The 24,575-nt window shown below is 62.6% G+C and carries 21 protein-coding genes; 12 read left to right on the top strand and 9 right to left on the bottom strand.

Annotation, left to right across the window (positions count from 1 at the left end):
* Window positions 1–211 precede the first annotated feature (211 nt).
* The 4 genes from ACV229_RS27940 to ACV229_RS27925 all read right to left on the bottom strand — a co-directional run bounded on the left by ACV229_RS27940 (window position 212) and on the right by ACV229_RS27925 (window position 2,724).
* On the bottom strand, window positions 212–700 hold the full coding sequence (locus ACV229_RS27940; RefSeq protein WP_448086347.1) for a hypothetical protein: 489 nt from the start codon (window positions 698–700) through the stop codon (window positions 212–214).
* Window positions 697–1,755 (bottom strand): helix-turn-helix domain-containing protein, encoded by a 1,059-nt coding sequence (locus ACV229_RS27935; protein WP_448086346.1) that lies wholly within the window; start codon window positions 1,753–1,755, stop codon window positions 697–699. The genes ACV229_RS27940 and ACV229_RS27935 overlap by 4 nt, the downstream gene beginning before the upstream one ends.
* A 221-nt stretch (window positions 1,756–1,976) precedes the next feature.
* On the bottom strand, window positions 1,977–2,225 hold the full coding sequence (locus tag ACV229_RS27930) for a hypothetical protein (RefSeq protein WP_448086345.1): 249 nt from the start codon (window positions 2,223–2,225) through the stop codon (window positions 1,977–1,979).
* A 73-nt stretch (window positions 2,226–2,298) separates the two neighbouring features.
* A complete protein-coding gene (locus ACV229_RS27925; protein WP_448086344.1) occupies window positions 2,299–2,724 on the bottom strand; it encodes a helix-turn-helix domain-containing protein in 426 nt (141 codons plus the stop codon).
* A 293-nt stretch (window positions 2,725–3,017) separates the two neighbouring features.
* On the opposite strand from ACV229_RS27925, the gene ACV229_RS27920 reads away from it, so the two are divergent.
* Window positions 3,018–4,847 (top strand): methyl-accepting chemotaxis protein, encoded by a 1,830-nt coding sequence (locus ACV229_RS27920; RefSeq protein WP_448086343.1) that lies wholly within the window; start codon window positions 3,018–3,020, stop codon window positions 4,845–4,847.
* A gap of 352 nt (window positions 4,848–5,199) precedes the next feature.
* Here ACV229_RS27920 and ACV229_RS27915 read toward each other — a convergent pair whose 3' ends face one another.
* Window positions 5,200–6,843 carry a cell wall anchor protein gene (locus ACV229_RS27915; RefSeq protein WP_448086342.1) on the bottom strand — a complete coding sequence of 548 codons (1,644 nt, stop codon included), beginning with the start codon at window positions 6,841–6,843 and terminating at the stop codon, window positions 5,200–5,202.
* Between ACV229_RS27915 and ACV229_RS27910 the strand changes: the two genes are divergently transcribed.
* Complete coding sequence (locus ACV229_RS27910) at window positions 6,833–7,246, top strand: hypothetical protein (protein WP_448086341.1); 414 nt, start codon at window positions 6,833–6,835, stop codon at window positions 7,244–7,246. The two genes, ACV229_RS27915 and ACV229_RS27910, sit on opposite strands and share 11 nt — an antisense overlap.
* 472 nt (window positions 7,247–7,718) lie before the next feature.
* Here ACV229_RS27910 and ACV229_RS27905 read toward each other — a convergent pair whose 3' ends face one another.
* Together ACV229_RS27905 and ACV229_RS27900 are read right to left on the bottom strand one after the other, a co-directional pair.
* Window positions 7,719–8,450, bottom strand: a complete 732-nt coding sequence (locus tag ACV229_RS27905) for a LytR/AlgR family response regulator transcription factor (protein WP_448086340.1) — start codon at window positions 8,448–8,450, stop codon at window positions 7,719–7,721.
* 1 nt (window position 8,451) lies between these two features.
* Window positions 8,452–9,474: a sensor histidine kinase gene (locus ACV229_RS27900; RefSeq protein WP_448086425.1), complete on the bottom strand. Its 1,023-nt coding sequence runs from the start codon at window positions 9,472–9,474 to the stop codon at window positions 8,452–8,454.
* A gap of 556 nt (window positions 9,475–10,030) precedes the next feature.
* Between ACV229_RS27900 and ACV229_RS27895 the strand changes: the two genes are divergently transcribed.
* Window positions 10,031–10,567, top strand: a complete 537-nt coding sequence (locus ACV229_RS27895) for a hypothetical protein (protein ID WP_448086424.1) — start codon at window positions 10,031–10,033, stop codon at window positions 10,565–10,567.
* Window positions 10,568–10,642: 75 nt separating this feature from the next.
* Here ACV229_RS27895 and ACV229_RS27890 read toward each other — a convergent pair whose 3' ends face one another.
* On the bottom strand, window positions 10,643–11,620 hold the full coding sequence (locus ACV229_RS27890; protein ID WP_448086339.1) for a LysR family transcriptional regulator: 978 nt from the start codon (window positions 11,618–11,620) through the stop codon (window positions 10,643–10,645).
* Between the two features lie 145 nt (window positions 11,621–11,765).
* Between ACV229_RS27890 and ACV229_RS27885 the strand changes: the two genes are divergently transcribed.
* The 4 genes from ACV229_RS27885 (at window position 11,766) to ACV229_RS27870 (ending at window position 13,787) form a co-directional block, all read left to right on the top strand.
* Window positions 11,766–11,894, top strand: a complete 129-nt coding sequence (locus ACV229_RS27885; protein ID WP_448086338.1) for a hypothetical protein — start codon at window positions 11,766–11,768, stop codon at window positions 11,892–11,894.
* Window positions 11,891–12,787, top strand: coding sequence for an N-carbamoylputrescine amidase (gene aguB / locus ACV229_RS27880; RefSeq protein ID WP_448086337.1), 897 nt, complete (start codon window positions 11,891–11,893; stop codon window positions 12,785–12,787). Before ACV229_RS27885 ends, aguB begins: the two co-directional genes overlap by 4 nt.
* 191 nt (window positions 12,788–12,978) lie before the next feature.
* Window positions 12,979–13,239, top strand: a complete 261-nt coding sequence (locus ACV229_RS27875; RefSeq protein ID WP_448086336.1) for a hypothetical protein — start codon at window positions 12,979–12,981, stop codon at window positions 13,237–13,239.
* A 344-nt stretch (window positions 13,240–13,583) separates the two neighbouring features.
* On the top strand, window positions 13,584–13,787 hold the full coding sequence (locus ACV229_RS27870) for a hypothetical protein (protein WP_448086335.1): 204 nt from the start codon (window positions 13,584–13,586) through the stop codon (window positions 13,785–13,787).
* 189 nt (window positions 13,788–13,976) lie between these two features.
* Here ACV229_RS27870 and ACV229_RS27865 read toward each other — a convergent pair whose 3' ends face one another.
* Window positions 13,977–14,777, bottom strand: coding sequence for a transporter substrate-binding domain-containing protein (locus tag ACV229_RS27865; RefSeq protein WP_448086334.1), 801 nt, complete (start codon window positions 14,775–14,777; stop codon window positions 13,977–13,979).
* Window positions 14,778–15,187: 410 nt separating this feature from the next.
* On the opposite strand from ACV229_RS27865, the gene ACV229_RS27860 reads away from it, so the two are divergent.
* From ACV229_RS27860 to ACV229_RS27840, 5 genes are all read left to right on the top strand, one after another.
* Window positions 15,188–18,367: a type VI secretion system Vgr family protein gene (locus tag ACV229_RS27860; RefSeq protein WP_448086333.1), complete on the top strand. Its 3,180-nt coding sequence runs from the start codon at window positions 15,188–15,190 to the stop codon at window positions 18,365–18,367.
* Window positions 18,368–18,404: 37 nt separating this feature from the next.
* Window positions 18,405–23,018 (top strand): RHS repeat-associated core domain-containing protein, encoded by a 4,614-nt coding sequence (locus ACV229_RS27855; protein ID WP_448086332.1) that lies wholly within the window; start codon window positions 18,405–18,407, stop codon window positions 23,016–23,018.
* A gap of 41 nt (window positions 23,019–23,059) precedes the next feature.
* Window positions 23,060–23,425, top strand: a complete 366-nt coding sequence (locus ACV229_RS27850; protein WP_448086331.1) for a DUF6896 domain-containing protein — start codon at window positions 23,060–23,062, stop codon at window positions 23,423–23,425.
* A gap of 199 nt (window positions 23,426–23,624) precedes the next feature.
* Window positions 23,625–23,954, top strand: a complete 330-nt coding sequence (locus ACV229_RS27845) for a hypothetical protein (RefSeq protein WP_448086330.1) — start codon at window positions 23,625–23,627, stop codon at window positions 23,952–23,954.
* 91 nt (window positions 23,955–24,045) lie between these two features.
* A complete protein-coding gene (locus ACV229_RS27840; protein WP_448086329.1) occupies window positions 24,046–24,369 on the top strand; it encodes a hypothetical protein in 324 nt (107 codons plus the stop codon).
* Window positions 24,370–24,575: the final 206 nt, after the last annotated feature.

Below are 24,575 nucleotides of genomic sequence, written 5' to 3'. Positions count from 1 at the left end.
ATAGAAGCGCCTATTTTGGAAACGCGGAAATGCGCTAAGTCCTTGCAATTGTTGACAATTTCAAGTGCTTTGTAACCATCAGATGGCGGGTTCGAGTCCTGCAGCCGGCACCATATCTGACAAGGGGTTACGCGATGTTTGCGTAGCCCCTTGTTGTTTTCGGGTTCGTGCTGGCGCCAGGCGTTTTCCATTATTCCGTGCCGACGAGCCCTCAGGCTTCCCACCGTTCAAACCGAAGCAGGCATTCCCGCTGCGGGAGCCGCGCGTTGTTTCCGAGCATGGCGCGCAGGGCCTCGGCGGCGCGGGCTGGACTTATGACGACGTGTTCGACCATCTGATCCAGTAGCCATAGCACACCACGGACCTCAACGTTTTCACGTATCGCCAAGGCACGCAATTGCCCGTCTCCCGTCAACAGCGGGAGGTTGTGTTCTCTCGCCAGAAAGTAGCAGGACATGTCCGCCAAGGACGGGTTGTTGTGCTGATGACTTAGCTCCTGCAATTGACCAACCTCGTCGCTGCTTAGCGACTCGACGGTGAGTCCCAGGTCAATCAATGGCATTAGCTCCGGATTGTCCAGCTCATACGCGACGAAGTCCGTGCAGCACAGCGAAAACGGCAGTTGAAACAGTTCCTCAAGTAGCGCGGCGTGGTTGAAATCAATCCAGATATTCGTATCTGAAACATATACCTTGGTCATCCAGCCTCCAGCGCTACGGGGGCTTTAGTCTCCAAGGCTGATACCGGCTGCTGCAGGAACTCGGCGGCACGGGATTCGGTGAACAATCCTTCCGCCAAACCCCAATAGACGAGCGACGCAAAGCGTAGCGGCTTCTCGGGCTCGATCGGTTCGGGCTCGGCAGTCTTCCATCCCAGCTTCCCGATCTGGATGTTCAACGACTTGAAAAGCGAGTCGCTAACCAGTTCCAAATCCTTGAGGCGACGCAGTGCGACCTGCATCGAGACGCCATACCCGCGCTTGGCAAGCAACAGTTCCTGAAGGAGCACGCGATGACGCGGGCTGCGACCGAAGTCAGCCTTGACCCGCTCTTTCGGGTACAGCAAAGCACCCGCGAAGCGGTGACAGCATGCTTCCTTTTCCTTCTCAGGCATGTCCTCCGGAAGCGCCATGACCCAATGGCCGAGTTCATGCGCTGCCGTAAAACGTTGGCGTTCGCCTGGGCGTTGTCGGTTCAACGCAATCAAGACGTGCTTCTTGTCTCGGGTCGCAACGCAAGCACCATCGAACTTATCGATACCTTCAAGCAGTGCCACCTTGATGCCATGCTCTTCGAGCAACTCGGTAAAGTTGGCGATGGCATCACTGCCCAAGCGCCATTCCTCGCGAATCCGCTCCGCGGCCAATTCCGCTTCCTCGCGGTTGGTCACGGGCAGGGATTCGGTAGGCAAAGGCTCAATGGAAACGCCCGCTGCGTCGAAGCATCGTTCGAGCGCGAGATACCGTTCCAGATGGTCGCGAGCCTGCTCAATGACGGCCTTTTGGTCACGCATCGGCATGTCTGAAAGCTTGCGGAACTCGACGGGGGCCAACTCGACCGCATCGGCTCGGAAGAAGTATTCCGGCTTCACATCAAGCGCTCGTGCGAGTTGAAGCAAGCGGGTCGAGTTGGGCACTGCCTCGCCCTTCTCGAACTTGTTCAAGGCCTGCTTGGTGATGTCGCCCATGCGTTGCGCGAGCGCCTCGAGGCTGAGGCCACGGAGCAACCTGGCGCGTTGGATGCGGTCACTGATCATGATGATTCTCCTTGGTTGACAAATTAGTTTTCGATGTAAATTTTGTCAACCAAGGCGTAATGGGGGCGGAGCCGATCCTTCTGGTCAATGTTGGCAGTCGTTGGCGCCACTCGAACAAATGGGAAGGGTTGCCGCCCCGACGTCGGACACCATGGAAACCAGTATCACTAGCTCAAAGACCGGACGCAGATTCAACCTTCCTGATGCGATTCATCGTGCGTTCATCGACGTTCAATATCTCCGTATCCCGGAGTGATTGAAATTTGCCGGGTGACATGGTTGATGGAGAGAAAGACAAATCCGTCAGGTTCGAATCCGAGCAGATTGAGGTGTGCATCAATGACTTCCATCCATGGAATGCAAGGCCGGTCCGTCGTCATTGCCGGGTCGGGTGTGCTTCGGAGCGGCAGCCGAAGGGTGGTCACTTGTTCTCGTTGCTTACGACGTGCTTTATGATTGGCGTCAGCCATGATCAACTCCTTTGGTGAGTTGGTGGTGGTCAGCGGGCCGTGAGTGTTGCTGCACTCTCGGCCCGCGCTTCGTTTACTGCTTTCTTTTCCTCTTCTCTGCGACCTGATTCCTGACGATCAGCGCATCGAGTAACTCCCGTGCAACTTCGTGGACATGTTCCGGCATCCTTGTGATCGCTTCGAACTGACACCGCAAGACATCGTCAGGCCTGCGTTCCTCTTCGTCGAAGACGCTCGCATTCGCGCTGACCTGGAGCGCAATTGCCAGTCGGCGAATCACAATCAGTGGCGGATAAGCGGTTCCACCTTCATAGCGTCGGATTTGCAGGGCGTTGATATCGGCTGCATCCGCTAGATCCATTTGCGTAAATCCGCGCGATTCGCGGAGTTTTCTCAGGCGCTGTGAAAATTCCATATGCCGTAACCAAGGTGAACTGCATTCATTTTTGACACGATTCCTGACAATCTCGATGAGCAGGAATTTCGTTCGCTCGATCATCAATATAGATCGGGTTGCTTATTGAGATGCTCAATTGGCCGAACGGCATATAGGTGGTCCGTTACCGCCCAGCGCCCAGCGCCCAGCGCCCAGCATCCAGCGTCCGCAAGCATGGGGTATCCGGATCCGGACAACCCGTCACCCAAGCGCGGCAGCCTCCCCCTCAGCCCACCACCCACCCCGGCCTGACCAGTCAGGCCTTAAGTTCCCCCATCAGATGTCGTTAAACCTGCCGTTGCCTGTCAGTTCGGCGACCTAATCCAACTCACGCGGCAACGGAGACCGACGTCATCATGCTGTCATCGATTCGCGCACGGATACTGGCGACCTGCGTCGCCATCGTGGTCACGGCGCTGGCCACCACGGGCGGCCTTGTCTACTACGTCGTCAAGAACCACAACGACGAGGCCATCGACCAGAACCACAAGTCGATCCTCAACGGACACGCACTTGCGATCGACGAGTGGGTCGCGAGCCGGAGCAGGGAAACGCAGGCGCTGGCGGACACGATCGCGATCGGCGAAGGCGATCCGCTGCCGGCGCTGAAGCTGCTCGGCAAGTCGGGCGGCTTCGAGGTGCTGACGCTCGGCCTGCCGGACAAGACGGCCGTCTCGAACGTCCCGCTCTCGCCCGGCTACGACCCGACCGCGCGCCCCTGGTATAAGCAGGCGATCGACGCCGGTCATCTGGTCGTGACGGCGCTTTACCGCGACGCGTCAACCGGCAAGCCGGCCGTCGCGTTCGCGGTGCCCATCGTGCGCGACGGCGCCGTCAAGGGCGTCATGGCCGCCAGCCTCTTCATGCAGAGCGTGAGCGCGATCGTCACCGCCGTGCACCCGACGCCGGCGAGCTTCGCGTTTCTGGTCGACAAGAGCGGGCGTGTGATCGCCTCAGCGAAAACCGACCTGATCATGAAGCCGGCGACCGAGCTGTCGTCCGCGCTGGATCCCGAGCACCTCGACGCGCTGAAAACGGCGTCCGAGCCCGTGGCCATCGACATCGACGGCGCGACCAAGCTGCTGCGCGCCCAGCCGATCGCCGGCACCGACTGGTCGCTCGTGCTCGCGCTCGACAAGTTCGACGTCACGGCCGGCATGCGCGCCGTCGCGACGACGACGCTTGCCGCGATCCTGATCGTCGCCGTCATCGCGGCGGCGCTGGTGGGCGCGCTGACGAACGCGGCCTTCAAGCGCATCCTGCTGGTGCGCGACGCGCTCACCGATGTCGCCAGCGGCAGCGGCGATCTCACGAAGCGCCTGCCCGCCGAAGGCGAGGACGAAGCCGCGCAGATCGCCCATGCGTTCAACCTGTTCGCCGAGAAAATCAGCACGATCCTGTTGCAGATCCGCGAGTTCAGCGAATCCGTCAACGTCGCCAGCGCCGAGATCGCGCAGGGCAACCAGGACCTGTCGAGCCGTACCGAACACGCCGCGTCGAGCCTCCAGGAGACGGCGGCCGCGCTCGAGGAAATCGCCGGCACGGCCCGCAACTCGGCCGACGCAGTGACCCAGGTGAGCCGGCTCGCGGAATCGGCGTCGGGCGTCGCGGTGCGCGGCGGCGCGGTCGTCAGCGAGGTCGTCTCGACGATGAACGACATCACGCAGGCATCGACCGAGATCGCCAACATCATCGGCGTGATCGACGGCATCGCGTTCCAGACCAACATCCTCGCGCTCAATGCCGCGGTCGAGGCCGCCCGTGCGAACGAGCACGGGCGCGGCTTCGCCGTCGTCGCGGGCGAGGTGCGCGCGCTCGCGCAGCGTAGCGCGCAAGCAGCCAAGGAGATCAAGCAGCTGATCCACTCGTCGGTCGAAAGGATCGAGGGCGGCTCCGGGCTCGTGCAGACCGCCGGCGCGACGATGGACGAAATCGTCGAGGGCGTGCGCAACATCACGAGCGTCATCGCCGAAATCAACGTCGCCGCAACGGAGCAGAGCACGGGGCTCGCGCAAGTGAATCAGGCGGTGTCGCAGCTCGATCACGCGACGCAGCAGAATGCGGCGCTCGTCGAGCAGTCGGCGGCCGCCGCGACGCTCCTGCGCGAACAGGCGGGGAAGCTCGCCCAGACGGTCGGCGAGTTCAAGCTGGCGGAGGGGCGTGGGTCGAAGCTGCAGGCTGCCTGAGCGGTGGTTTCGCGGGACATGATTGCTTGCTGCGTGGCGCGGGTGGACTTTGCATTGCGCCACGTACTGGACACCGTGAGGTATCCGGTTCGATGACCTCCGGCATACACATTGCGCGTCGAATCTGCGCGAACATGCCCTATAAGCCCGACCGACCGGCAGCACGTTCCCGGCCCCGGCATACGAGTGCGGAGCCTGCCGGGCAGATCGCGCTCGATGCGATGAGCGCCGTATCCGCCGACGCTACCAACGAAAAAGGGACGCCGCGATTCCTCGCGGCGTCCCTATTGACTGCGCGCTTACGCCGGGCGTCGATCCCGAGGCCTTCGGGATCCGCAGCCCTGCGTAGCGATCAGTTGTTGTACTGCCAGGTGTTGATGTAGTAATCGCCACCCGCCTGCCAGCCGAGCTGGACCTGAACCGCCGATTCCGCGCTGACGTTGGCCGTCGAGGTCAGCTGAGCGACGAAGCCGCTCAACGTGCTCGAGTACGTCGTCCCGTTGACCTTCGGCGTGGCCCAGTTCATCACGTCGTACGGCTGCGCCTGATACGTCTGGACGCCATTCGTGAACGCCCCGGCGCCCTGTGAATTGATCGCAACCCACGGATTCGGATAGGCGAGGCTGGCCGTCGGCACCGTCCAGTCGATATTGACCGTCGGCATCGTCATCGACGAAGTGGTCGACGTACCCGAGCCGCCGGCCGTCAGCAGGTTCGCGATCACGTCGCTGCCCAGCGTCTGCCACGGAACGGTCGTCCCGGCCGCGGCATTCATGTTCGACGCGATGTTGAGCACCTTCTGCGGCGTACCGATCTGCTGACCGGCGGAATCGAACAACGTGATCGTGTACACGCCGTGCTGCCGGATGGTCGATACGTCGACCGGTGCCGCGGTGTAGTCCGGCGTGGCTGGCGTGAACGAGCTGGCGCCGCCGGACAGCGATGCCCACGACCACTTGTACAGCGTGCTCATGCCGACGTCCGGCCACGAGGGCATGCTGGACGACGAGTAGGCGGGCGGCGCCGTGACGGCCTTGAGCGGGAACGTCAGGTAAGGTCCGATGCCGGCATGCGGACTGAGCATGTAGATCCCGTTTGCGGGCAGTCCGGGACCCGTCACGAGCGCCGATCCGACGTACTGGGTCAGGCCGTTGACGTTCATGTTCACCGGAATCTGGATGTTCAGGCCGGATTCGAAACGGCCGTTGCCGGCGTCCGCCGAATTGGTGAACTGCGTGCGGCCGACGAACGACGCAATGTAGATGTCGTATTGCGCCTGGTTGCCGATGATGTCCCAGGTTCCGTTCGGAAGTTTCTGCACGATGTCGCTGGCGAAGTTCGGCGTGCCGTCGGCCTCCGTGATGAGGAAGTACACCAGCGCGGCCGGATTGCTGATCGCAGGCAGCGTGCCCGCCGGCAGGAACGCCACGGTCTTCACGCCTTGCAGCGTCGTTCCCTTCGTGAACAGCGTGTGGCGCGTGCCGAAGCTCTTGTAGCCGTCGTTCAGGTAACTCGTGTCGATGGCCGACGAGCACGCCGCGTTGGTCGCGCCCGGCGTAGCCTGCATCGCGTTCATGCACTGGCCGAGTTGCGAGACGAGCGTCGCCAGATAGTTTGCGGACTGCAACGGGGCAGACAGCGGTGCCGGGGCCGTCGTGCCCTTGTTCAACGCAATCGGCGTGTCCGGATCGGCCAGGCTCGTGATCTGCAGACCCGTGCCTTTGGCCGACGGCGCGACTGCGACCGCGTCGATCACGGCGTCAGCGCCGCTCTGGTTCGGCGTGAAGGCGCCCCCGACGGGGTCGAACGACGTGGCGGACAGGCCGTTTGCATTCAGGATCGGCGCGAGCGCCTGGTCGAGCGTGGCGATTGCCGTCGACACGGACGACGACGTGACGGCAGTCAGACCGCCCGATTGCGTCAGCGTGAGCGGGTTGCCGCTCGACGTGAGCAGCGCTGCGACCGCGGTCGTCAGCGGGGTGACGTTGGCCGTCACCGGCGCGCCATTGCTCGTCGCCGTGCTGGCAACGACCGAATACAGCGTTCCGGACGCGCCCGACGGATCGGTGGCGGTAATCACGAAGGGTGCCGTAAGGCCGCTGATCGACACGCTGTACGTGCCGTTGTTGCCCGACGTGACTGTTGCCGTTTTGCCGGTGGCGTCCATCACCGTGACCGGCGCGCCTACGAGCGCGTTGCCGATCGCGACCGTGCCGCTCATCGTGCTTGCGGCCGTGGTGCTCGAATTGCCGGATGAGTTGGACGAGCCGGAGCTCGATCCGCTATCGCCTCCGCCGCCGCCGCATGCGGCGAGCACGGCGGAAGCGGCTATGCACAGCGTAAGCCGTGCGATCCCCGAGGAGTCTTTCTTCTTCATATTGTTGTTCCGGTTGAAGTGACGGGTTTCGATCGAAACCCGAATGAGCAGCCGACACGCCGCTTTGGGCATCCGGTCATGAGCAACTTGTCATGCTTGTTCGACGGATGCGTGCGTACCACGAGTGGCGTGCCAAATGATCACTCGCCGCTATATCGGCTCCGGAATGTATTACTGAAGAGTCGTTAATTCAATAAGTAATTTCTTGCTGACGCGAAAATAAATCGTCGGAATTTTGCAAGGCAACGTCGCTGGAAATGGGCGAATGCCAAAGCTGACAAGCGTTATGCTTTCTGCATGTGGCGATTAGGTATCGTGTGTCTTATGGCGCGGAGTTATCCGGAGCGTATAGAATTTCAATTCTAATTTTCGTAAAGAAAATCCCGAATGGGATTGCGCAATGACGAGTGATCGCTGCGTAACGATCTTTGGCCGCCATTGTTACTGACGCCTTTCGCGGGCGGCAATATGCGCGATCTTCGACCACGCTCACGTCACATCTGCCTGAACAGCCCCGCATAAGCCCGACTCACCGGCAACACGTTCTGTTGCCCCCTCACGTGAATGCGAAGCCGCCCAAGCAGATCCCGCTCGACGCGATCGATTGCCGCGTACGCGACGATCACGCCGCGGTGCACCTGCGCGAAGCGCGCGGGATCGAGCCGTTGCAGGAGTTCCTTCAGCGGCGTGCGGATCACATGCCGCTCACCGGCTGTCACGACTTCCGTGTACTTGTCGAGCGCCTGGAAGTACAGCACGTCGTCGATCGACACGAGCCGCGTCGTGTCCTTCACGCCTACCGTCAGCCAGCGGATCGGCGCCGCCTCCGTCGACATGCACGCATGCTCAGGCGCACCGGCGCGCGCCGGTGCAGCCCCACCGCGCTGCAGCTTCGCAATGCAGCGCAGCAGGCGCTCATCCGTCACGGGCTTCAGCAGGTAGTCGATTGCCGCACGATCGAACGCGTCGACCGCGTACTCGTCGTACGCGGTGACGAACACCACATGCACGTCGGGCACGAGGCCGGCGAGCTTCAACCCGTCGATCCCCGGCATCCGGATGTCGAGGAACGCGAAGTCCGGACGCGACGCGTTGAGCGCGGCCAGCGCGTCGACGCCATTGCGCGGCATCGCGACGATCTCCAGCTCGGGCCATAGCTGGCCCAGCCGTTCGGCGAGTTGCGCGGACAGGTTCGGTTCGTCGTCGGCGATGAGGGCGGTCGGCATGTCAGTCGATCGGGATCAGCAAGGTGGCGGCCACGCCATGCGCGGCCTCGGCATTCGTCGCGACGCTCACGCGGCCGCGCTCGCCGTGCAGCGCCCGCACGCGCGCGGCGACGTTCGCGAGTCCGACGCCGGCGTGCAGGCGGGTGTCGCCGTGGCCGAGACCGACGCCCGTGTCGAGCACGCTCAGCTCGAGCAGGTCGTCGCGACGCCGCCCGCGAATGTGGATCGCACCGCCGTCGATCGACGGCTCGATCCCGTGCAGCAACGCATTTTCGACGAGCGGCTGCAGCAGCAGCGGCGAGAACGGCAGCGCACGCAATTCGGCCGGCACGTCGATCGAATACGCGAGCCGCTCGCCGAGCCGGATCGACGCGATCTTCAGCAGCGCTTCGACGAGTTCGAGCTCGTCGTCGAGCGTCGACGTCGCCTGCCGCGTGCGGCTCAGGCTCGCGCGCAGATACCGGTTCAGGCTGTCGAGCATCGTCGACGCGCGCGCCGGATCGCGCTCGATCAGGCTCTGTACGTTCGCGAGCGTATTGAACAGGAAATGCGGCTCGATCTGCGCCTGCAACAGCGCGAGCCGTGCCGCGGTTTCCGCCTGGCGGGCCTCGGCGGCCTCGCGGCGCTCGGTTTCGAGCGTCGCGCGCATCCGTGCGGCCTGCATGTACAGCGACACGCACGCGAACGTGACGCCCGCGACGACGAACGACAGCCCGTAGTTCTTCCATGCCGCGGCACTGGCGGGTGCGAACAGATGCGGGATGTGTCCGCCGAGCGTCGACGCGGCGATTTCGAAACCGATGAGCACGCTCAGCGGCGCGAGCACGAATACCTTCAGCGCAAGTCCGTACTTGCGCCGCGTCAGGTGGTCGAGGCCGACGCTGAGCAGCACCGCGCAGAAGCCGATCGCATTCGCGACGACGAGGTACGGAAGGACGGCCTCGCCGCTGTGGCCGATCCAGAAGCCGAGCCCGACGACGCTGTTGAAGCACGCGAGCCCGAGCAGCGACCGGATGTCGCGCAGCAGCCGACGCATATCGCGGCCGGGCTCCCGCATGTGGAAAAAAGAGAAAGGCCTGACTTGCATGGTGTCGAATGAGCGTGGACGCGCACGAGTGCGCATGTCTCAACCCTAGCTTCAGACTCGTCGAACCGGTGTGCGATGCGATGGACGGCATCGGGGGCCGACGAACAGCGCGATCGGCCGACGGCTGGTGGCGTCTGCTCACGAGTGTAGTGGAACGCCCGGACCCTGGATACGCGGGGGCATGGAGCGAAGTGCAACGCGACGATTGCCGGTGCGAGTTCGTCTCCTAACAGATGGTCTCCGCATTCGCGTCCCGTTGAGCCAATCCGGAGGAACGCCGGCGTCGTTTCACTGATCGTTCGGCGCGTCGGTGTATCGACAGATCGGCGGATCGGCTCGCGGCCGGGGCCCCGGCCGCCCGGTCGGCAACACATCCATCGGCCCGCACCGCCATTCGTCCGCGAAAACCGGTATCCCGTCGCAAGCGCCCCTGTGCATGGCCACACGGCACTACCGTGGCGCCATGTCCAACCCAACCGACGCGCTACCGGCCATGAACCCGATCCTTCACCTCAAGAGCTACGTCTATGTGCTGTTCTGCGTGCTGCTTTACATCGGCGTCAAGCGCTGCTTTCCGCGCGAGGTGCCAGCGACGCGCCCGCTTCTGACGCCGGTCGTATTCGCGATGCTGGGTCTTTTCAGCCTGAACCGGCTGTTCCCGCACGCCGGGAGCGACGCCAATGCGATCGCGCTGGCGATGCTCGCGGCCGGCGCGGCGGTGGGCTGGCTGCATGCGCGCCGCTGGCGGCTGCAGTATCTCGACGGGGCGTCGGGGCTGCGCGTGCGCCTGCCCGGCGACGCGAGCCTGCTGGTCACGCTGATGCTGACGTTTGCCGCCGAAACCTGCATGCATTACGGCGTCGACTCCGGGCAACCGTGGGCGCAGACAAGTGACTTCGTCATGCTGTCGTTCGCAATCCGGGGCGCGCTCGTCGGCATGCCGCTGGGGCGCGCGCTCAACGTGGTCGTGCGGTGTCTTCGGCATGCGAACGGCTCGCTGGACGAAGGTGCGCGTTACACGGTCGATTGACGTTGATGCCTGCATTTGACGGGAGCGGGTACGCGATCGCGCGTTGAAGCGGACGTCGACCGCCAGCGGTGCGCCTCACCGCGCCGCACGATCCGCGCCCACCGTTTCTCCCAACACCCGCGCCACCCGCGCCACCCGCGCTTCGCACTCCGCCAGCTTCGCTTCGACGCGCTCGATCAACCGGTGAATCTTCGGCGACCCGCGCCGGCTTGCCGGATAGGCGGCGCAGATCCGGTCCTCGCCGAACGACGCGCTCTCGAACCGCCACGCGGTCAGCAGCGGCACGAGCCGCCCCGATTCCAGCGCATCGACGACGCTCCATTGCGGACACGGCAGCACGCCGCCGCCATCGAGCGTGGCAGTCAGTGCGAGATCGTAGCTGTCGGTGACGATCGGACCCTTCGGCTCGATCCGTTGGCGCTCGCCGTCGCGCGCGAATGTCCACGTGCTCGCGAGCGTCGGATGCCGATAGATCACGCAATCGTGCTGCGCCAGTTCGTCGGGCACCATCGGCCTGCCGCGCCGCGCGAGATACGCGGGGCTCGCGCACAGCAGGCTGCGATTCGACCCGATCGGCCTGACGATCTGATTCGGCAGATCGTAGTTGCCCATCCGGAGCGCGACGTCGAAGCCTTCGCCGACGATGTCGACGTAATGGTCCGACAGCGACAGTTCGAACTGCACATGCGGAAACACCTGCGCGAACGGTGCACACAGCGGCGCGAGGATCGCGTGCCCGAACGAATGCGCAGCCGTCACGCGCAGCAGGCCGCGCGGCTCGTCGTCATGGTCGGACAATTGCCGCGCGCCGTCTGCGAGACGCCGCAGCACGTCGGTCGCGGTCGCGAGATAAAGCCGCCCGCCTTCCGTCAGCACGAGGCGTCGCGTCGTGCGCTCGAGCAGCTGCACGCCGAGCGTCTCTTCGAGCCCGGCGATCGCCTTCGTGACCGCCGACGGGGTTTTCGCGAGCTTGCGCGCCGCCTGGCTGAGGCTGCCTTCCTCGACCGCGCATACGAACGTCTCCAAGGCGGAAAGCAGATCGATCCGACGCATTCTTTCCTCAAAGGCACAGGTAGTGTGCGTAATAAGACCACGAATCGATTTTTTTCTCTACTTACGATCACAAGTGAGCTACAGGCCAGCGCGGCAGTCGAGCGGCCCGCATCCCGGCCGGGGAATCGTCAAAAGAGAGAGACCGATGAAGCGAATCGCATGGATCGTCGTCGCACTCGCAACGCTCGCCGCGGCGCAGCGCCAAGCGGTCGCGACCGCGCGCGGCGCCGTTCTGGCCGGCAGCATTTCAACGATCTTGAGGAGAACGGGATGAGAAACGTGAGAGTGGCCGCGACGCAAATGGCGTGCGGCTGGGATATCGATGCGAACCTCGCAAAAGCGGAACGGATGGTGCGCGACGCGGCCGCACGCGGCGCGCAGATCGTGCTGCTGCAGGAGCTGTTCGAGACGCCGTATTTCTGCATCGACCAGAATCCCGCGCATTTCGCGCTGGCGAAGCCGTACGACGGCCATCCGTGGCTCGGCCGCTTCGCGTCGCTCGCGCGCGAACTCGGCGTCGTGCTGCCGGTGAGCTTCTTCGAGCGGGCCGGCCAGACGCAATTCAATTCGCTCGTCGTGTTCGACGCGGACGGCCGCGCGCTCGGGCTCTATCGCAAGACGCACATTCCGGACGGCCCCGGCTACTCGGAGAAGTATTACTTCACGCCGGGCGACACGGGTTTCCGCGTATGGGAGACCGCGTACGGCCGGATCGGCGTCGGCATCTGCTGGGATCAATGGTTTCCGGAATGCGCGCGCGCGATGGCGCTGGCGGGTGCGGAGATCCTGCTGTATCCGACCGCGATCGGCAGCGAGCCGCACGATCCGGCGATCGATTCGCGCGTGCACTGGCAGAACACGCAGCGCGGGCATGCGGCCGCGAACGTGATGCCGCTCGTCGCGAGCAACCGGATCGGCGTCGAGCGCGGGGAATCCGGCGCGATCACGTTCTATGGGAGCTCGTTTATCGCGGGCCCGGACGGCGAGAAGATCGTCGAATGCGATCGCGACGGCGAGGCGATCGTGACGGCCGATTTCGATCTCGATGCGCTTGCGGCGAAGCGCCGCGCGTGGGGCGTGTTTCGCGACCGGCGGCCTGATTGCTATCGCGCACTGGCGAGCGGCGAGCCGGCCGGGGATACGTGGTCGACCCGTATCAAGGCCTGACGCATTCGTTGGCCACCGGCGGCGTGCATCGCCGCCGCAAAGGCGTATCCTGACACGGTGTCGTGCAACGGCGGCCAGGCTCCGGCTTCGGCTGCCGCGTGAGCGCGGCAGGCCGTTCGCCCGCATCGCCCGCAACCTCTCGGGTTCCCGGCGACGGCCAAGCCGCGCGCTTCTTCAATGGGGGCGTCATCATGCCAGTCACGCACCATTCCGCAGGCCCCTTCGTCACGGCGAGCGAGATCCGCGCGATCGTCGGTCCGATCGAAGACGACGTCATTGCGCAAATCCTCGATGTCCGCCCGACCAGCAACGAAGTGCTGGATGCCTACACATGGCTCCGGGCGGACGACCGCCTGGAAGGCAGGCTGGAGCACGAGCTGCACGGCAAAGCCGCGCGCGTGCTCGAGATTCTCGAACAGGACGAAATCGACGGCGACGACCGAACGCGCTGAGCGCCGGACCGTGTCGTTGCGCGTTCCGTGCATGGCGCGGCGGGTGTGGCTGCGCCCCATTTTGGTTGTCACGCGAGCGTCACGATCACCCAATATGGTTTGCGTTCCCGTCGCCGCGGCAGGTCATACGTGCCCGCGAACGGACTGTCCCGGACCGAGCCGGCCGGGAACGTTTCCGTGCGACGGCGGGCGATCCGAGGTGCGGCGATGCTGCGTCCATTCCGAGCGGATCGCCGCTATCTTGCGCGCGACAGATGCGCTGACTGCGCATGCGCGACATTTCATTCAAGAAAGGGATCGACGACGGCTCGTGACGAACCGTCGGAGACCAGGGAGACAGGACCATGCTGAGTCCGCATGAATTCTCGATGCTGTTGCGCATTGCGCGTACGCCGGACAGCGTCGACCTATCCAACCCGGCCTATATCGTGCTCGTCGAGAAGCAGCTGGTCGACGACACGCAGGTTCGCGCGAATCCGGTCGCCGCACGTCCGGCGCTGACGCCGGTCGGGCAGGCGCTGATCGCCCGCTTCGACGAGGCTGCGTGAGCGAAGCAAGGGCGCGTGGTGAGGTCGCCACGCGCAGGCAGCGGCGGCGTTGAAGGCGTTCCCCGTCGAAGCGCTGTCCGCCTGATCAAAAAACAGGGACATCGACCGATCGATGTCCCGCGACGCGCGCTCAGGCCGTCCGCGCGAACGGCCTGACGCGTCGGGCGATGTAATCGATTCCTGCCGCGATTACTGCGCGAGCGGCACCGTCACGTCGCTGCCGAACCAGTGCATCGAGATCTTCTTCAGCGTGCCGTCCTGCTTGAGTGACGTCAGCGCGTCGTTGATCGCCTTCTCGAACTTCGGGTTGCCCTTGCGGAACGGGATCGCCATTTCCTGCTTGCCGCCGTTCAGCACGGCGCCCGGGCGCAGCGGCAGATTCGACGTCTTGATCATGTACGGCAGCATCAGGCGATCGTCGAGCGTCGCCTCGATCCGGCCGGCCGCGAGGTCGCGCAGCTTCTCCGGCGCGCCCGGATAGGTCTGCACCTCGATGCCGGGCACGGCGCGCGCCATCTGGTCATAGTTGGTGCCGAGCGTCACGCCGAGCTTCTTCCCCTTGAATTCCTCGAGCGACTTGAAGTCGCGCGTGTCGTCCTTGCGCTGGATCAGCTGCGCGGCGGAGTACGTGTACGGCTGGCTGAAATCGAGCGCTTCCTTGCGCTGCGGCGTGATCGTGACCTGGTTGACGATCACGTCGAACTTGCCCGCCTGCAGGCCCGCGATGATGCCGCTCCATTCGGTCGGGATGAACTCCGGCTTCACGCCGAGCTTGCCCGCGACGGCCTTCGCGACGTCGACGTCGAAGCCCACGAGCTGCCCCGAGCTGTCACGGGAGTCGAACGGCGGATACGTGCCTTCCAGGCCGACCCTGAGCACGCCGGCCTTTTTTACCGAGTCGAGCAGGTCATCCGCGTGGGCGGCAACGGCGGTGAAGCCGAGGGCCGAGGCGAGCAGCAGGCCCGAGAGCAGGAACTTCTTGGGTTTCATCGCACATCTCCTGTTTTGTGTGTGAGCGTCTGGCAGCGAGGGTGTCCCGGTGCGGCTGGTGGTCCGGACGCCGGCAGCCGGGCGGGCCGACGGCGGGCGGGCATGCATGCCGCAACCTGCGCGCTTCCGGCAGCCGGAATGCGGGGCAGGTTGTAGACACTACTCGCAACCGGGCGCGACCGGAAGCGGAATTGGCCCTGATTGAAATGGGCAAGGACCGGTTGCCGGAGTGTGGTCGTGCAACTCGCCATCGCCGCGCAAGCCGGTGCCTGCGACGCGGTTGGGCATCGTGTTCTTTTAAATCAGGTCATTTGTCTGAGTTCAGCCGCAATTTGTCAGTAAAATCGCGCGGGCAGGATGTGTTGAGGCGCCATCCGAGGGCGCTTTAAAAGAAAAAAGGCCGATGCCATATGAACATGCAGAACCTGATTGCCGCCATGCGCGGCGGCTTGCTTCAGCAGGACCGGTTGCTGAAGCTCGATACGCCGCTCGGCGAGAATACGCTGACGGTGCAGCGCGCCGTCGGCCGCTCGCGCATCGGCCGGGCGTACGAATTCACGCTGGACGTGCTGGCAACAGATGGCGATCTGGAACTTAAAAAACTGATCGCGCAGCCGGTCACGTTATGGATCCAGCAGGCCGATCGCAGCTATCGGCCGGTCCACGGGTACGTGCACACCGCGCGCCGGCTCGGCGCCGACGGCGGACTCACGACCTACCAGCTCGTGTTTGCCGATTTCACCCATTTCCTCAGGTTCCGCCGCGACCAGCGGATCTGGAACGACACGACCGTCGACCAGATCGTCACCGACGTGCTGAACGGCCATCCGCAGGCGCAAGGGCATTTCCGCTTCGCGCTGTCGAAGCCGCTGCCGAACCGTTCGTACACGCGCCAGCACGAAACCGACTGGCACTTCATGCATCGGCTGATGGAGGACGAGGGCCTCTACTGCGCATGGCAGCAGGCCGACGACGGCAAGTCGCACACGCTGTTGATCACCGACAACCTGCAGGCGTTTGCGCCGCTGTCGCCGGAAACCGTGCGCTTCTATCGCGCGGGAACCGCGAGCGAGACGGATGCGTTCACGCAGTGGTCGGGCACGCGCACGCTGCAGAGCGTCACGCGCACGACGCGAACGTTCGACTACAAGAGCCCGGCGACGCCGTCGAACCCGAAGGGCACGATGCTGCCGACGATGGCTGGCCAGGGCGAGCTGCCCGACCAGCTCGAGGTCTACGAGTACACGGGCGCGTACACGTACCTGGGCCAGGACCGCGGCGATCATCTGACGAAGATCCGGATGGAGGCGTGGGAGTCCGAAGCAAAGCGCTTTCATGGCGCGGGTGGCGTACGCGGCATCGATGCGGGGCGGCGCTTCACGCTGTCGGATCATCCCGCGCACGATCGCGATCCGGCCGATCAGCGCGAGTTCGCGGCGATCGAGGTGGCGTGGTGGATCGAGAACAACCTGCCGGTGTCGAGCGGCGGCGCGGATTTCCCGCACGGCCTGCGTGATGCGCTGACGCAGGCGCAGGCCGGATACGGCACCGATCCGGCGTTTCGCGTGCCGCACGACGACGGCTCGGTCGGCTTCTATCTCGTCGAGGTCGAGGCGCAGCGCGCGAGCGTGCCGTATCGCAGCCCGTTCGAGCATCACAAGCCGAAGATGCATCTTGAGACGGCGATCGTCGTCGGGCCGCAGGGCGAGGAGGTCTATACCGACGAACTGAACCGGATTCGCGTGATGTTCGTCTGGGACCGCCAGAATCCGGGCGACGCCAATGCGTCGTGCTGGGTGCGCGTCGTGCAGTCGGACAGCGGCAGCGGCTATGGCGGTGTGCACATGCCGCGGATCGGCGAGGAAGTGCTGATCGATTGCGTCGGCGGCGATTGCGACAGGCCGCTCGCGGTCGGGCGCGTGTACAACGGCGCGAACCAGCCGCAGTGGCATAGCGACGGGATCCTGTCGGGGTACCGGTCGAAGGAGTATTCGGGTAGCGGCTACAACCAGCTCGTGATGGACGACGCGACCGGGCAGAACCGCGTGCAGCTGATGAGCAGCAGTGCGAACAGCCTGCTGCATCTCGGCTACCTCATCGATCAGAACGGCAATGCGCGCGGGTCGTATCTCGGCAGCGGGTTCGATCTGCGCTCGGATGCGTATGGCGCGGTGCGGGCGAGCCAGGGGCTGTATGTGACGACGCACCCGAAGGGCGTCAGCAGTCAGCCGCTCGACGTGCGTGAAACGCAGCAGCAGCTTGTGAATGCGGAGAGCCTCGTCGAGGCGATGTCGGGCGTCAGCGAACAGCATCAGGCGGAAAGCCTGAAGGACGCGCAAGACACGATGCGTGCATTCACCGACGCGACACAGGACAGCGTGCCGGGTGCGGCATCGGGCGGACGCACGGCGGGCGGCGGCACCGGCAATGCGAATGCGTTCAAGGAACCGGTGATGCTGTTCGGTAGCCCGTCCGGGATCGGGATGTCGACGCAGCAGTCGGTGCACGTTGTTGCGAACGATCACGTGAACATTGCGAGCGGGCAGAGCGTGCATGTTGCGGCCGGCAAGTCGCTGCTGGCGAGCATCGGGCAGAAGCTGAGCCTGTTCGTGCAGAACGCGGGGATGAAGCTGTTCGCCGCCAAGGGCAAGGTCGAGATCCAGGCGCAGGCGGACAACGTCGAGGTGACCGCGCAGAAAACGGTGAAGGTGATGTCCGCCACGGACCGGATCGAGATCGCGGCCGATCAGGGGATTCTGCTGACGAGCGGCGGCGGGTATATCCGCATCGCCGGCGGGAACATCGAGATTCATACGCCGGGGGCGGTCGACGTGAAGGGCGCGTCACATACGTTCGCAGGGCCGGCGAGCATGGGGTATCCGTTGCCGAGCCCAAGGCCGGATCAGCCGGGGCAGTTGGAGTTGCTGCATACGTACGGGAACGGCGAGGCGGTGAAGGGCGGCATGTTCTCGGTGTTCGATGCGAATGGCGGCCTGCTGAAGAAAGGCGCACTCGACAACAACGGGCACACGATCGTGAGTGGTCTGCCGCCTGGGGCCGTGCAGGTGAAGTTCGGTGAGGATCCGCGCTCGCAGGATCAGGAATCGAGTCTGTTCAAGGTGCAGTCGTGGCCGCCGAATCCGGCGCCGGCGCCAGGCGCCGAAGCCGCCGCGCAGGCGCAGCTCGGTTCGTTCCTGCCGTCGGCAGGTGGAGCCGCGAGCGGGGTCGCGGGACTGGCAGGCGCGGCAACGCAAGGCGGTGCTGCACTCGCGAAAGCCGCCGCGGCACAAGGCATGGGCATGGCCCAGAAGGCGCTCGGCGGCATGTTGCCGGCCGGTGCGTCGAGTGCGGTCGGTGCGGCGAGCACGCTCGCAGGGCTGGCGGGGACGGCTTCGCAGGGCGGGGCCGCGCTCGCGAAGGCCGTCGCAGGTCAGGGGCTCGGCATCGCGCAACAAGCTGTCGGCAGCGTGCTGTCGGCCGGTGCGCAGGCCGCGCTGTCGCAGGCGGGACAGTTGAGCGCCGCCGCGCAGCAGGTCGGCAACCTCGCGCAATCGGCGCGTAGTGCCGCACCTGCACTCAAGACGATCTGAGCGTCGCCCTGTTCAACTTTCCGGGAATAAAAACATCATGACCGCTGCCGGCGTCATTCAACCCAAACCCACCGACGTGTTCGTGTCTCCGATCATGAAGATCACGGAGGCCGACGTAAAAGCCGGCATCGACGTGTTCGACAAATGGCTGATCAAGGTCAGCGGTGGCGTCGTCAATGTCAGCCGGCTGCAAATGGTCGCGCAGAACGTGCCGATTCTCGCGAACATCTTTGCGGCGGTCGATGCGGTGCTCGACATCAAGGCGATGATCGAGCACGGCGACAAGCCGATCGATGCGTTCGACTGGGTCAACCTCGGCCTCGATCTCATCGGTATCGTGCCGTTGCCGCCTGCCACGGCCGAACTCAGATTGGGCGCGCGCCCGGTCCTGAAGATGATTCGGCAGGAAATCGTCAAGAGCGGGAAAGCGGTCGGCGAGGCCGCATTGCAAGTGCTGCGCGATTCGATCATCTCCGCGATCGTCACGAACGTGCAGGAGCGCTACGCGGGCGAGATCGAGAAGTTTCTGAAGGTGATGCGCGATGGACTCAAGGAGGTGCTCGACCATTGTGCGAAGTTCATCGGTGACCTGATGAAGGCGATCGCCGACATGTTCGCGCATGCGGCGGGGAAGAAGTATGAAGTCGGACACAACGTGCAGTCGGCCGGCACGCATCTGAAAGGGCTTGGCGCGGCGATCGTCGCGTATGACGGCAAGAAGATCATCGACAACATCGGTGGATTCTTCGTGGACGTCGGCAAGATCGAAGGGAAGGCCGCGATCAACATGGCAACCTCGGCCAGCGAGCTGATCGACCCGAACTCGACGAAGAAGCTGCAGCTTTTCGCGGACGATATCTACAAGCGGATTCCGACGATCCAGAAGCGCATTCGCGAGCTGGACGGCAACGACGCGGGCAAGATCGGCTGGCTGATCACGATCGGCGAGGATGGCATGCGCAGTTTTCGGAAACGGAATCCGAAGCCGCATTCGACGGGCGTGCACGAGCAGGGGACGACGAAGGTTGAAGAGAAGCGGCCGCAGCAGCGGGTGGATACGATGCAAAAAACCGCTGACGCGAAGCATCCGGGGCCCAACTGCTGCCACGAGAATTTCCCGGTCAAGACGCCGCCGGCCGCCACCGAGCATTCGATCGGATTTGCGCTCGGCGACGAGCGGATCAATCACGACGATTTCACGCTCGACGGACCGTTGCCGATCGTCTGGCAGCGTGCTTATCGGTCGTTTTTCGACGCGAACGACGACCGCGGTGAACTGGGCGCGCGCTGGATGACACCCTATACGGTGCGTTTCGATGTGCGGGAAGCGAAGCTCGTCTATCACGACGCAAGCGGCAGAAGTCTCGACTATCCGCTGTTGGCCGCCGGTGACGCGCACGATGATCTCTCCGAGGGCCTTACGCTGTTGCGGCTCGACGAACAGTGGTTGACGCTGACGCGTGGACACGCACTGCTCGAAACGTACGAGCGCACAGCACAAGGCAACGCATTTCGTCTCGCGTTCGTCAAGGATCGCGCCGGTAACCAGGTGACGCTCGATTACGATGCCGAGGGCCGGCTGTATCGGCTGATTGCTTCACAAGCCCAGGTCGCATTCCGTCATGACGCGCGTGGACGCATCGTCGGCATCGCGCATCATGACGCACAGGGCGAATACGTCGGCACGCTTGCAAGCTATGAGTACGACGACAAAAACGATCTGGTCGGGGCGACCGACCGCTACGGCAATCGTCGCGAATACCGCTATCGTCACCACCTTGTAACGCGATACACCGACCGTACCGGCCGCGGTGTGAACCTCGAATGGAACGGCGACGGCCCGAAGGCAAAATGCTTCCGCGAGTATGCGGATGATGGCAGCAACGAGGTGCGCCTCGCATGGCATCCGGACTTCCGGATGGTCAGCGTGACCGATGCGATCGGCAACGTTACGCATCACTATTACGACAGCAAGGGTTATTCCTTCCGCGTGATTCATCCGGACGGAAGCGAGGAGTGGATGTATCGCGACGAGAACGACAAACTCGTTCAGTACATCCATCGCGACGGCACCGTCGATCACATGGAATATGACGCGCGCGGCAACTTCGTGCGCCATCAGCGCCCTGACGGCAGCGTGATCGACATGGCGTACGACGCGAAGAATCAGATCGTGCGCGTTACCGATCCGCTGGGGCATCCGTGGCTGCGCGAATACGACGATGCGGGCAACGTGGTTGCGCAGATCGATCCACTGGGCAGCAAGACCGAGTTTGCATACGACGGGAAGGGACTTGTCACTCGAATCAAGGACGCGAAGGGCGGCACGAAGGCGTTGACGTACGACAATGCCGGACAGCTGACGAGCTATACCGATTGCTCGGGCAAGACGACTCAATGGACGTATGACGTACAGGGACGGCCGGTCGAGACGAAGGATCCCGCAGGCGGTACGACAACACTCCGCTATGGCGCGAATGGTCAGCTGGTCGAATTGGATTCGCCGGCTGGGCTCGAGCGACTGAGCTACGACGCGGAGGGACGTCTGCTGACTCGTACCGACCCGCTGAGCCGAATGACGCGTTACGGCTACGACGCGGCGGGACGTATCAATATTCGCACTGATGCACTTGGACAGACGTTGTCGTACCGTTATGACGGGCTCGGACGTCTTGTCGCGCTGACCGATTCGAATCACGCGACTTATGCATTTCGTTATGACGCAGCCGGCAGGTTGATCGAAGAGATCGACTTCGACGGGAAGGCGACGCGCTATGCGTATGACGAAGCGAGCAGTCGGCTTGAATCGATCGATGAGGCCGGCCAGGTCGTGCGGATGTCTCATGACCGTGGCGGTCGGCTCAGTGGGCGTTCGGTCGGGGACGAAGAAGAACGCTTCGCTTACGATCCTTTGGGGCGATTGATCGAGGCGAGCAATCGATACAGCCGCATCCATCGGTTCTTCGATCCGGCAGGCAATCTGGTGCGTGAGCATCACGCGTACGACGTCTTTGGCGAGCGTCGGAGTTTCGTGTGGCATCACGCTTACGACGAACTGGGCAACCGGATCAGAACGGTTCGACCCGACGGACACACGGTTGACTGGCTGACCTACGGCTCCGGGCATGTCCACGGGATGATGCTGGACGGCAAGGAACGGGTGCAGATCGAGCGGGATGATCTGCATCGGGAGACGTTGCGAACGCTTGAGAGCAAGATCGATCAACGTACCGTGTATGACCGGGCCGGGCGATTGTTGCAGCGGACGACACAGCGCGCGAATGCGCCCGCACCGTTGGCGGAACGTCGGTACCGTTACGACGCCGCAGGCCAGCTCACGCAGATCGAAGACAGCCGCAGAGGACTGACGGACTATCGCTACGATCCCGTGGGGAGATTGATCGAGTCGATCGGGCCGGCAGGCAAGGAGCGGTTCGCGTTCGATCCGGCAAGCAATATCGTCGATCCTGGGCGTCCGGAGGCTGCACGTACTGCTGAACGCTCGAGTCCGGTTCGTCCGGAAAGCACGTTGCCGCCCGAGGTGCCGAAGGTACTCGGAAACTTGCTGAAGGGGTATGCAGGGCAGCATTTCGAGTACGACGCGCGCGGGAACCTCGTTCATCGAATGTCTCCGGCCGGTGAGCATCACTACGAGTGGGATGCGTTCAATCGGCTGCGGGCGGCACGAGTGGAGGAAGCGTCGCGAAGAAGCGCGTCCCGGTATTACTACGATGCGCTCGGACGGCGCATTGCCAAGGAGGTGGACGGCGAGCGGACGACGTTCGGCTGGGATGGCGATGCGCTGGCGTACGAGAGCGAAACGCAAGGCAGTACGCATTACGTGTACGAGGCGGGGTCGTTCGTGCCGATGGCGCAGTACGTGAATGTGCCGGTCGCAGGGATCGAGACGCCGGTCCTGACGGAGTCGGACCGATACACACCGGAGGAGGATCCGCTGCAGCGGATGCCGGAGCGTGCCGGCGATGTGCACGCGTTCCATTACCACTGTGACCAGATCGGCACGCCGCTGTTGATGACCGATGAACTGGGCGACGTGGTGTGGGAAGCATCGTACAAGGCGTGGGGCGAGGCGCGGGAGGTGATCGCTCGGGCGTCGAAGTCCGCCGGGGTCGTGCCGCGGAATCCGTTGAGGTTTCAGGGGCAGCAGGTTGATGAGGAGACGGGGCTGCACTATAACCGGTATCGGTATTACGATCCGAGTGCAGGGCGGTTCATTGGCAAAGACCCGATCGGGTTGGCGGGTGGGATCAATCCGTACGAGTACGCGTCCAATCCTACGGAATGGATTGATCCACTTGGGCTGAGTAAACAATGCCCAACAATGATTAATCCAAGACGGCTGCAGTCACGTCAAGGTCCGAGTGAAATGACAGGAAATAAAGTCAAGCGATATGCATCTGCGATGCGTGCGCAGGGGGGCTTCGGAACGTTTCCGCCAATCGAAGCAGCGGACGTCGGTGACGGAAAGCTTGTGATCATCGATGGTCACCACCGAGTTGAAGCCGCAATGAAGGCTGGCATATCAGAGGTTCCTGTAAATGTCACGACGGTATCTCCGGAGGAAGCTGCTCAACTCAAGGAAGAGGCCGACATGGCAAAGGCAGAGAGGGTGAATCGATGTCAATATTAACTTATATTGAATTCGTGGAAGTCGTAAGGAGATTCGCTTTTTTGCAATCAAAGATACAGGACGAATTTTTTAGGCAAAATGAAAAGGCAATCGATTGGAAATATTTAACAGATCTGCCTCGTCATGGATATGTGAACGTGTTGGGAGAGAAGTGGGACTACAGGCGACATGGCTTGGGCGTGAGGTTTGAGGGCGAGCATGGTCTTGTTGTTGATATTCATAACTACATCTTGAGTAGAGGCGTGGTGGATGCGCATAGGATTTGCGAATATATCCTCTCCACGACGAAAGAGATCGAGGATGGTGTAGATGTTTATCGAGATTGTGCCGAGGCTCTCCGAAATATGGAGTTGGTTGGCGTAGTAAAAAAAATGGATGTCGATGGGGAGGCCTGGGTGCTGGCCTGATATGTGCACGGCCAAGTATCCAGCCTACGATGCCCGCCTGTCCTTATAGGTCAGGAAATAATGCGCACGTTCACAAAGAAGATCATTCCGGAAATAAAGTTAATGATCGATGGCTTGTGTCATTAGATCCGAATGGAACACACATTGGCATCCGGAATCTCGCTGATCTATCAGCTGCTCGAGGGAGGCTGCACGGATCATGAGCTACGAATATAGATTGATTTTTGACAACGCTGCTTCAGGGCAGCATGTAATGGACTCGTTAAAGTCGAGTGACGCATGTGTCAAGGTACAAGCACAGGAGATCCTGCTGAAGGGCAGGGAGATGCAGGCCTTGGCTGAATATGATGCTAGATTGCTTAAAGAAGGCGATCTATCGCTATGGATGGACGTTAATTTTAAGTCGCTGAATTTATACAATCTGGTGCAAGGAGCGTTGAGTGGCAGGGTTGTTGGATGCTTCGAAGACGGAGATTTGGACGATGAAGTAACGCTGAAGGAGGAGTTTCGCATCAAGAAAAACATCTAAACACCAAGGGCCGCTTCTGCGGCCCTTGGTGTATGTGAAGTCATCCGAGGTCCGGAGAGATGGATAAGGGAAAGGTAAAGAGGTGGGAAATATGGGTGTGCAGCACAGTAAGGAAGAAATTGAATTTCTATCGAGATCTTCTGACGGCAATGTGGTTATGGATGCACTCATGTATTTGTGCTTTAACATCAATGACCCAGACTGGATTCAGGATAAATGCATCGATGCAATTGAGAACGGGATGAACGATGATGTCAGGGGATTAGGTATTACATGCATCGGTCACGTAGCTAGAATGTATGCCAAGGTTGATAAGGAAAAGGTGATCCCCGTCCTGGAAAGAAAACTCAAAGACGATTCCTTGTCTGGAAGGGCTCAAGATGCTCTCGACGACATTGACACATTTGTCAAATGAGTTGATATGGCCGCTTGATCGGCCATTGGTATATGAGTGATACCACTCGCGGAACGCCTCGCTACTGCGCGAACCGGACTCAGGACAACGCGTCTCTTGCCGGCACCTTAGGAAGCGAGACCATAATAGCCTTCAATTCACTGAAGGCTGCCGGGCTAAGCTCCAAGGCGGCTAAGTGTGCTGTCTTACGCGCACGAGGCTAATTC

It is taken from the genome of Burkholderia sp. MR1-5-21, from assembly GCF_053427715.1.
This window is presented reverse-complemented; position numbering and strand designations above follow the sequence as displayed.

Bases quoted from the DNA above. Each gene is read 5' to 3' on its own strand.
- ACV229_RS27940 (WP_448086347.1), bottom strand. From the start codon at position 700: ATGACCAAGGTATATGTTTCAGATACGAATATCTGGATTGATTTCAAC.
- ACV229_RS27935 (WP_448086346.1), bottom strand. From the start codon at position 1,755: ATGATCAGTGACCGCATCCAACGCGCCAGGTTGCTCCGTGGCCTCAGC.
- ACV229_RS27930 (WP_448086345.1), bottom strand. From the start codon at position 2,225: ATGGCTGACGCCAATCATAAAGCACGTCGTAAGCAACGAGAACAAGTG.
- ACV229_RS27925 (WP_448086344.1), bottom strand. From the start codon at position 2,724: ATGATCGAGCGAACGAAATTCCTGCTCATCGAGATTGTCAGGAATCGT.
- ACV229_RS27920 (WP_448086343.1), top strand. From the start codon at position 3,018: ATGCTGTCATCGATTCGCGCACGGATACTGGCGACCTGCGTCGCCATC.
- ACV229_RS27905 (WP_448086340.1), bottom strand. From the start codon at position 8,450: ATGCCGACCGCCCTCATCGCCGACGACGAACCGAACCTGTCCGCGCAA.
- ACV229_RS27895 (WP_448086424.1), top strand. From the start codon at position 10,031: ATGAACCCGATCCTTCACCTCAAGAGCTACGTCTATGTGCTGTTCTGC.
- ACV229_RS27890 (WP_448086339.1), bottom strand. From the start codon at position 11,620: ATGCGTCGGATCGATCTGCTTTCCGCCTTGGAGACGTTCGTATGCGCG.
- ACV229_RS27885 (WP_448086338.1), top strand. From the start codon at position 11,766: ATGAAGCGAATCGCATGGATCGTCGTCGCACTCGCAACGCTCGCCGCG.
- aguB (WP_448086337.1), top strand. From the start codon at position 11,891: ATGAGAAACGTGAGAGTGGCCGCGACGCAAATGGCGTGCGGCTGGGAT.
- ACV229_RS27875 (WP_448086336.1), top strand. From the start codon at position 12,979: ATGCCAGTCACGCACCATTCCGCAGGCCCCTTCGTCACGGCGAGCGAG.
- ACV229_RS27870 (WP_448086335.1), top strand. From the start codon at position 13,584: ATGCTGAGTCCGCATGAATTCTCGATGCTGTTGCGCATTGCGCGTACG.
- ACV229_RS27865 (WP_448086334.1), bottom strand. From the start codon at position 14,777: ATGAAACCCAAGAAGTTCCTGCTCTCGGGCCTGCTGCTCGCCTCGGCC.
- ACV229_RS27860 (WP_448086333.1), top strand. From the start codon at position 15,188: ATGAACATGCAGAACCTGATTGCCGCCATGCGCGGCGGCTTGCTTCAG.
- ACV229_RS27855 (WP_448086332.1), top strand. From the start codon at position 18,405: ATGACCGCTGCCGGCGTCATTCAACCCAAACCCACCGACGTGTTCGTG.
- ACV229_RS27845 (WP_448086330.1), top strand. From the start codon at position 23,625: ATGAGCTACGAATATAGATTGATTTTTGACAACGCTGCTTCAGGGCAG.
- ACV229_RS27840 (WP_448086329.1), top strand. From the start codon at position 24,046: ATGGGTGTGCAGCACAGTAAGGAAGAAATTGAATTTCTATCGAGATCT.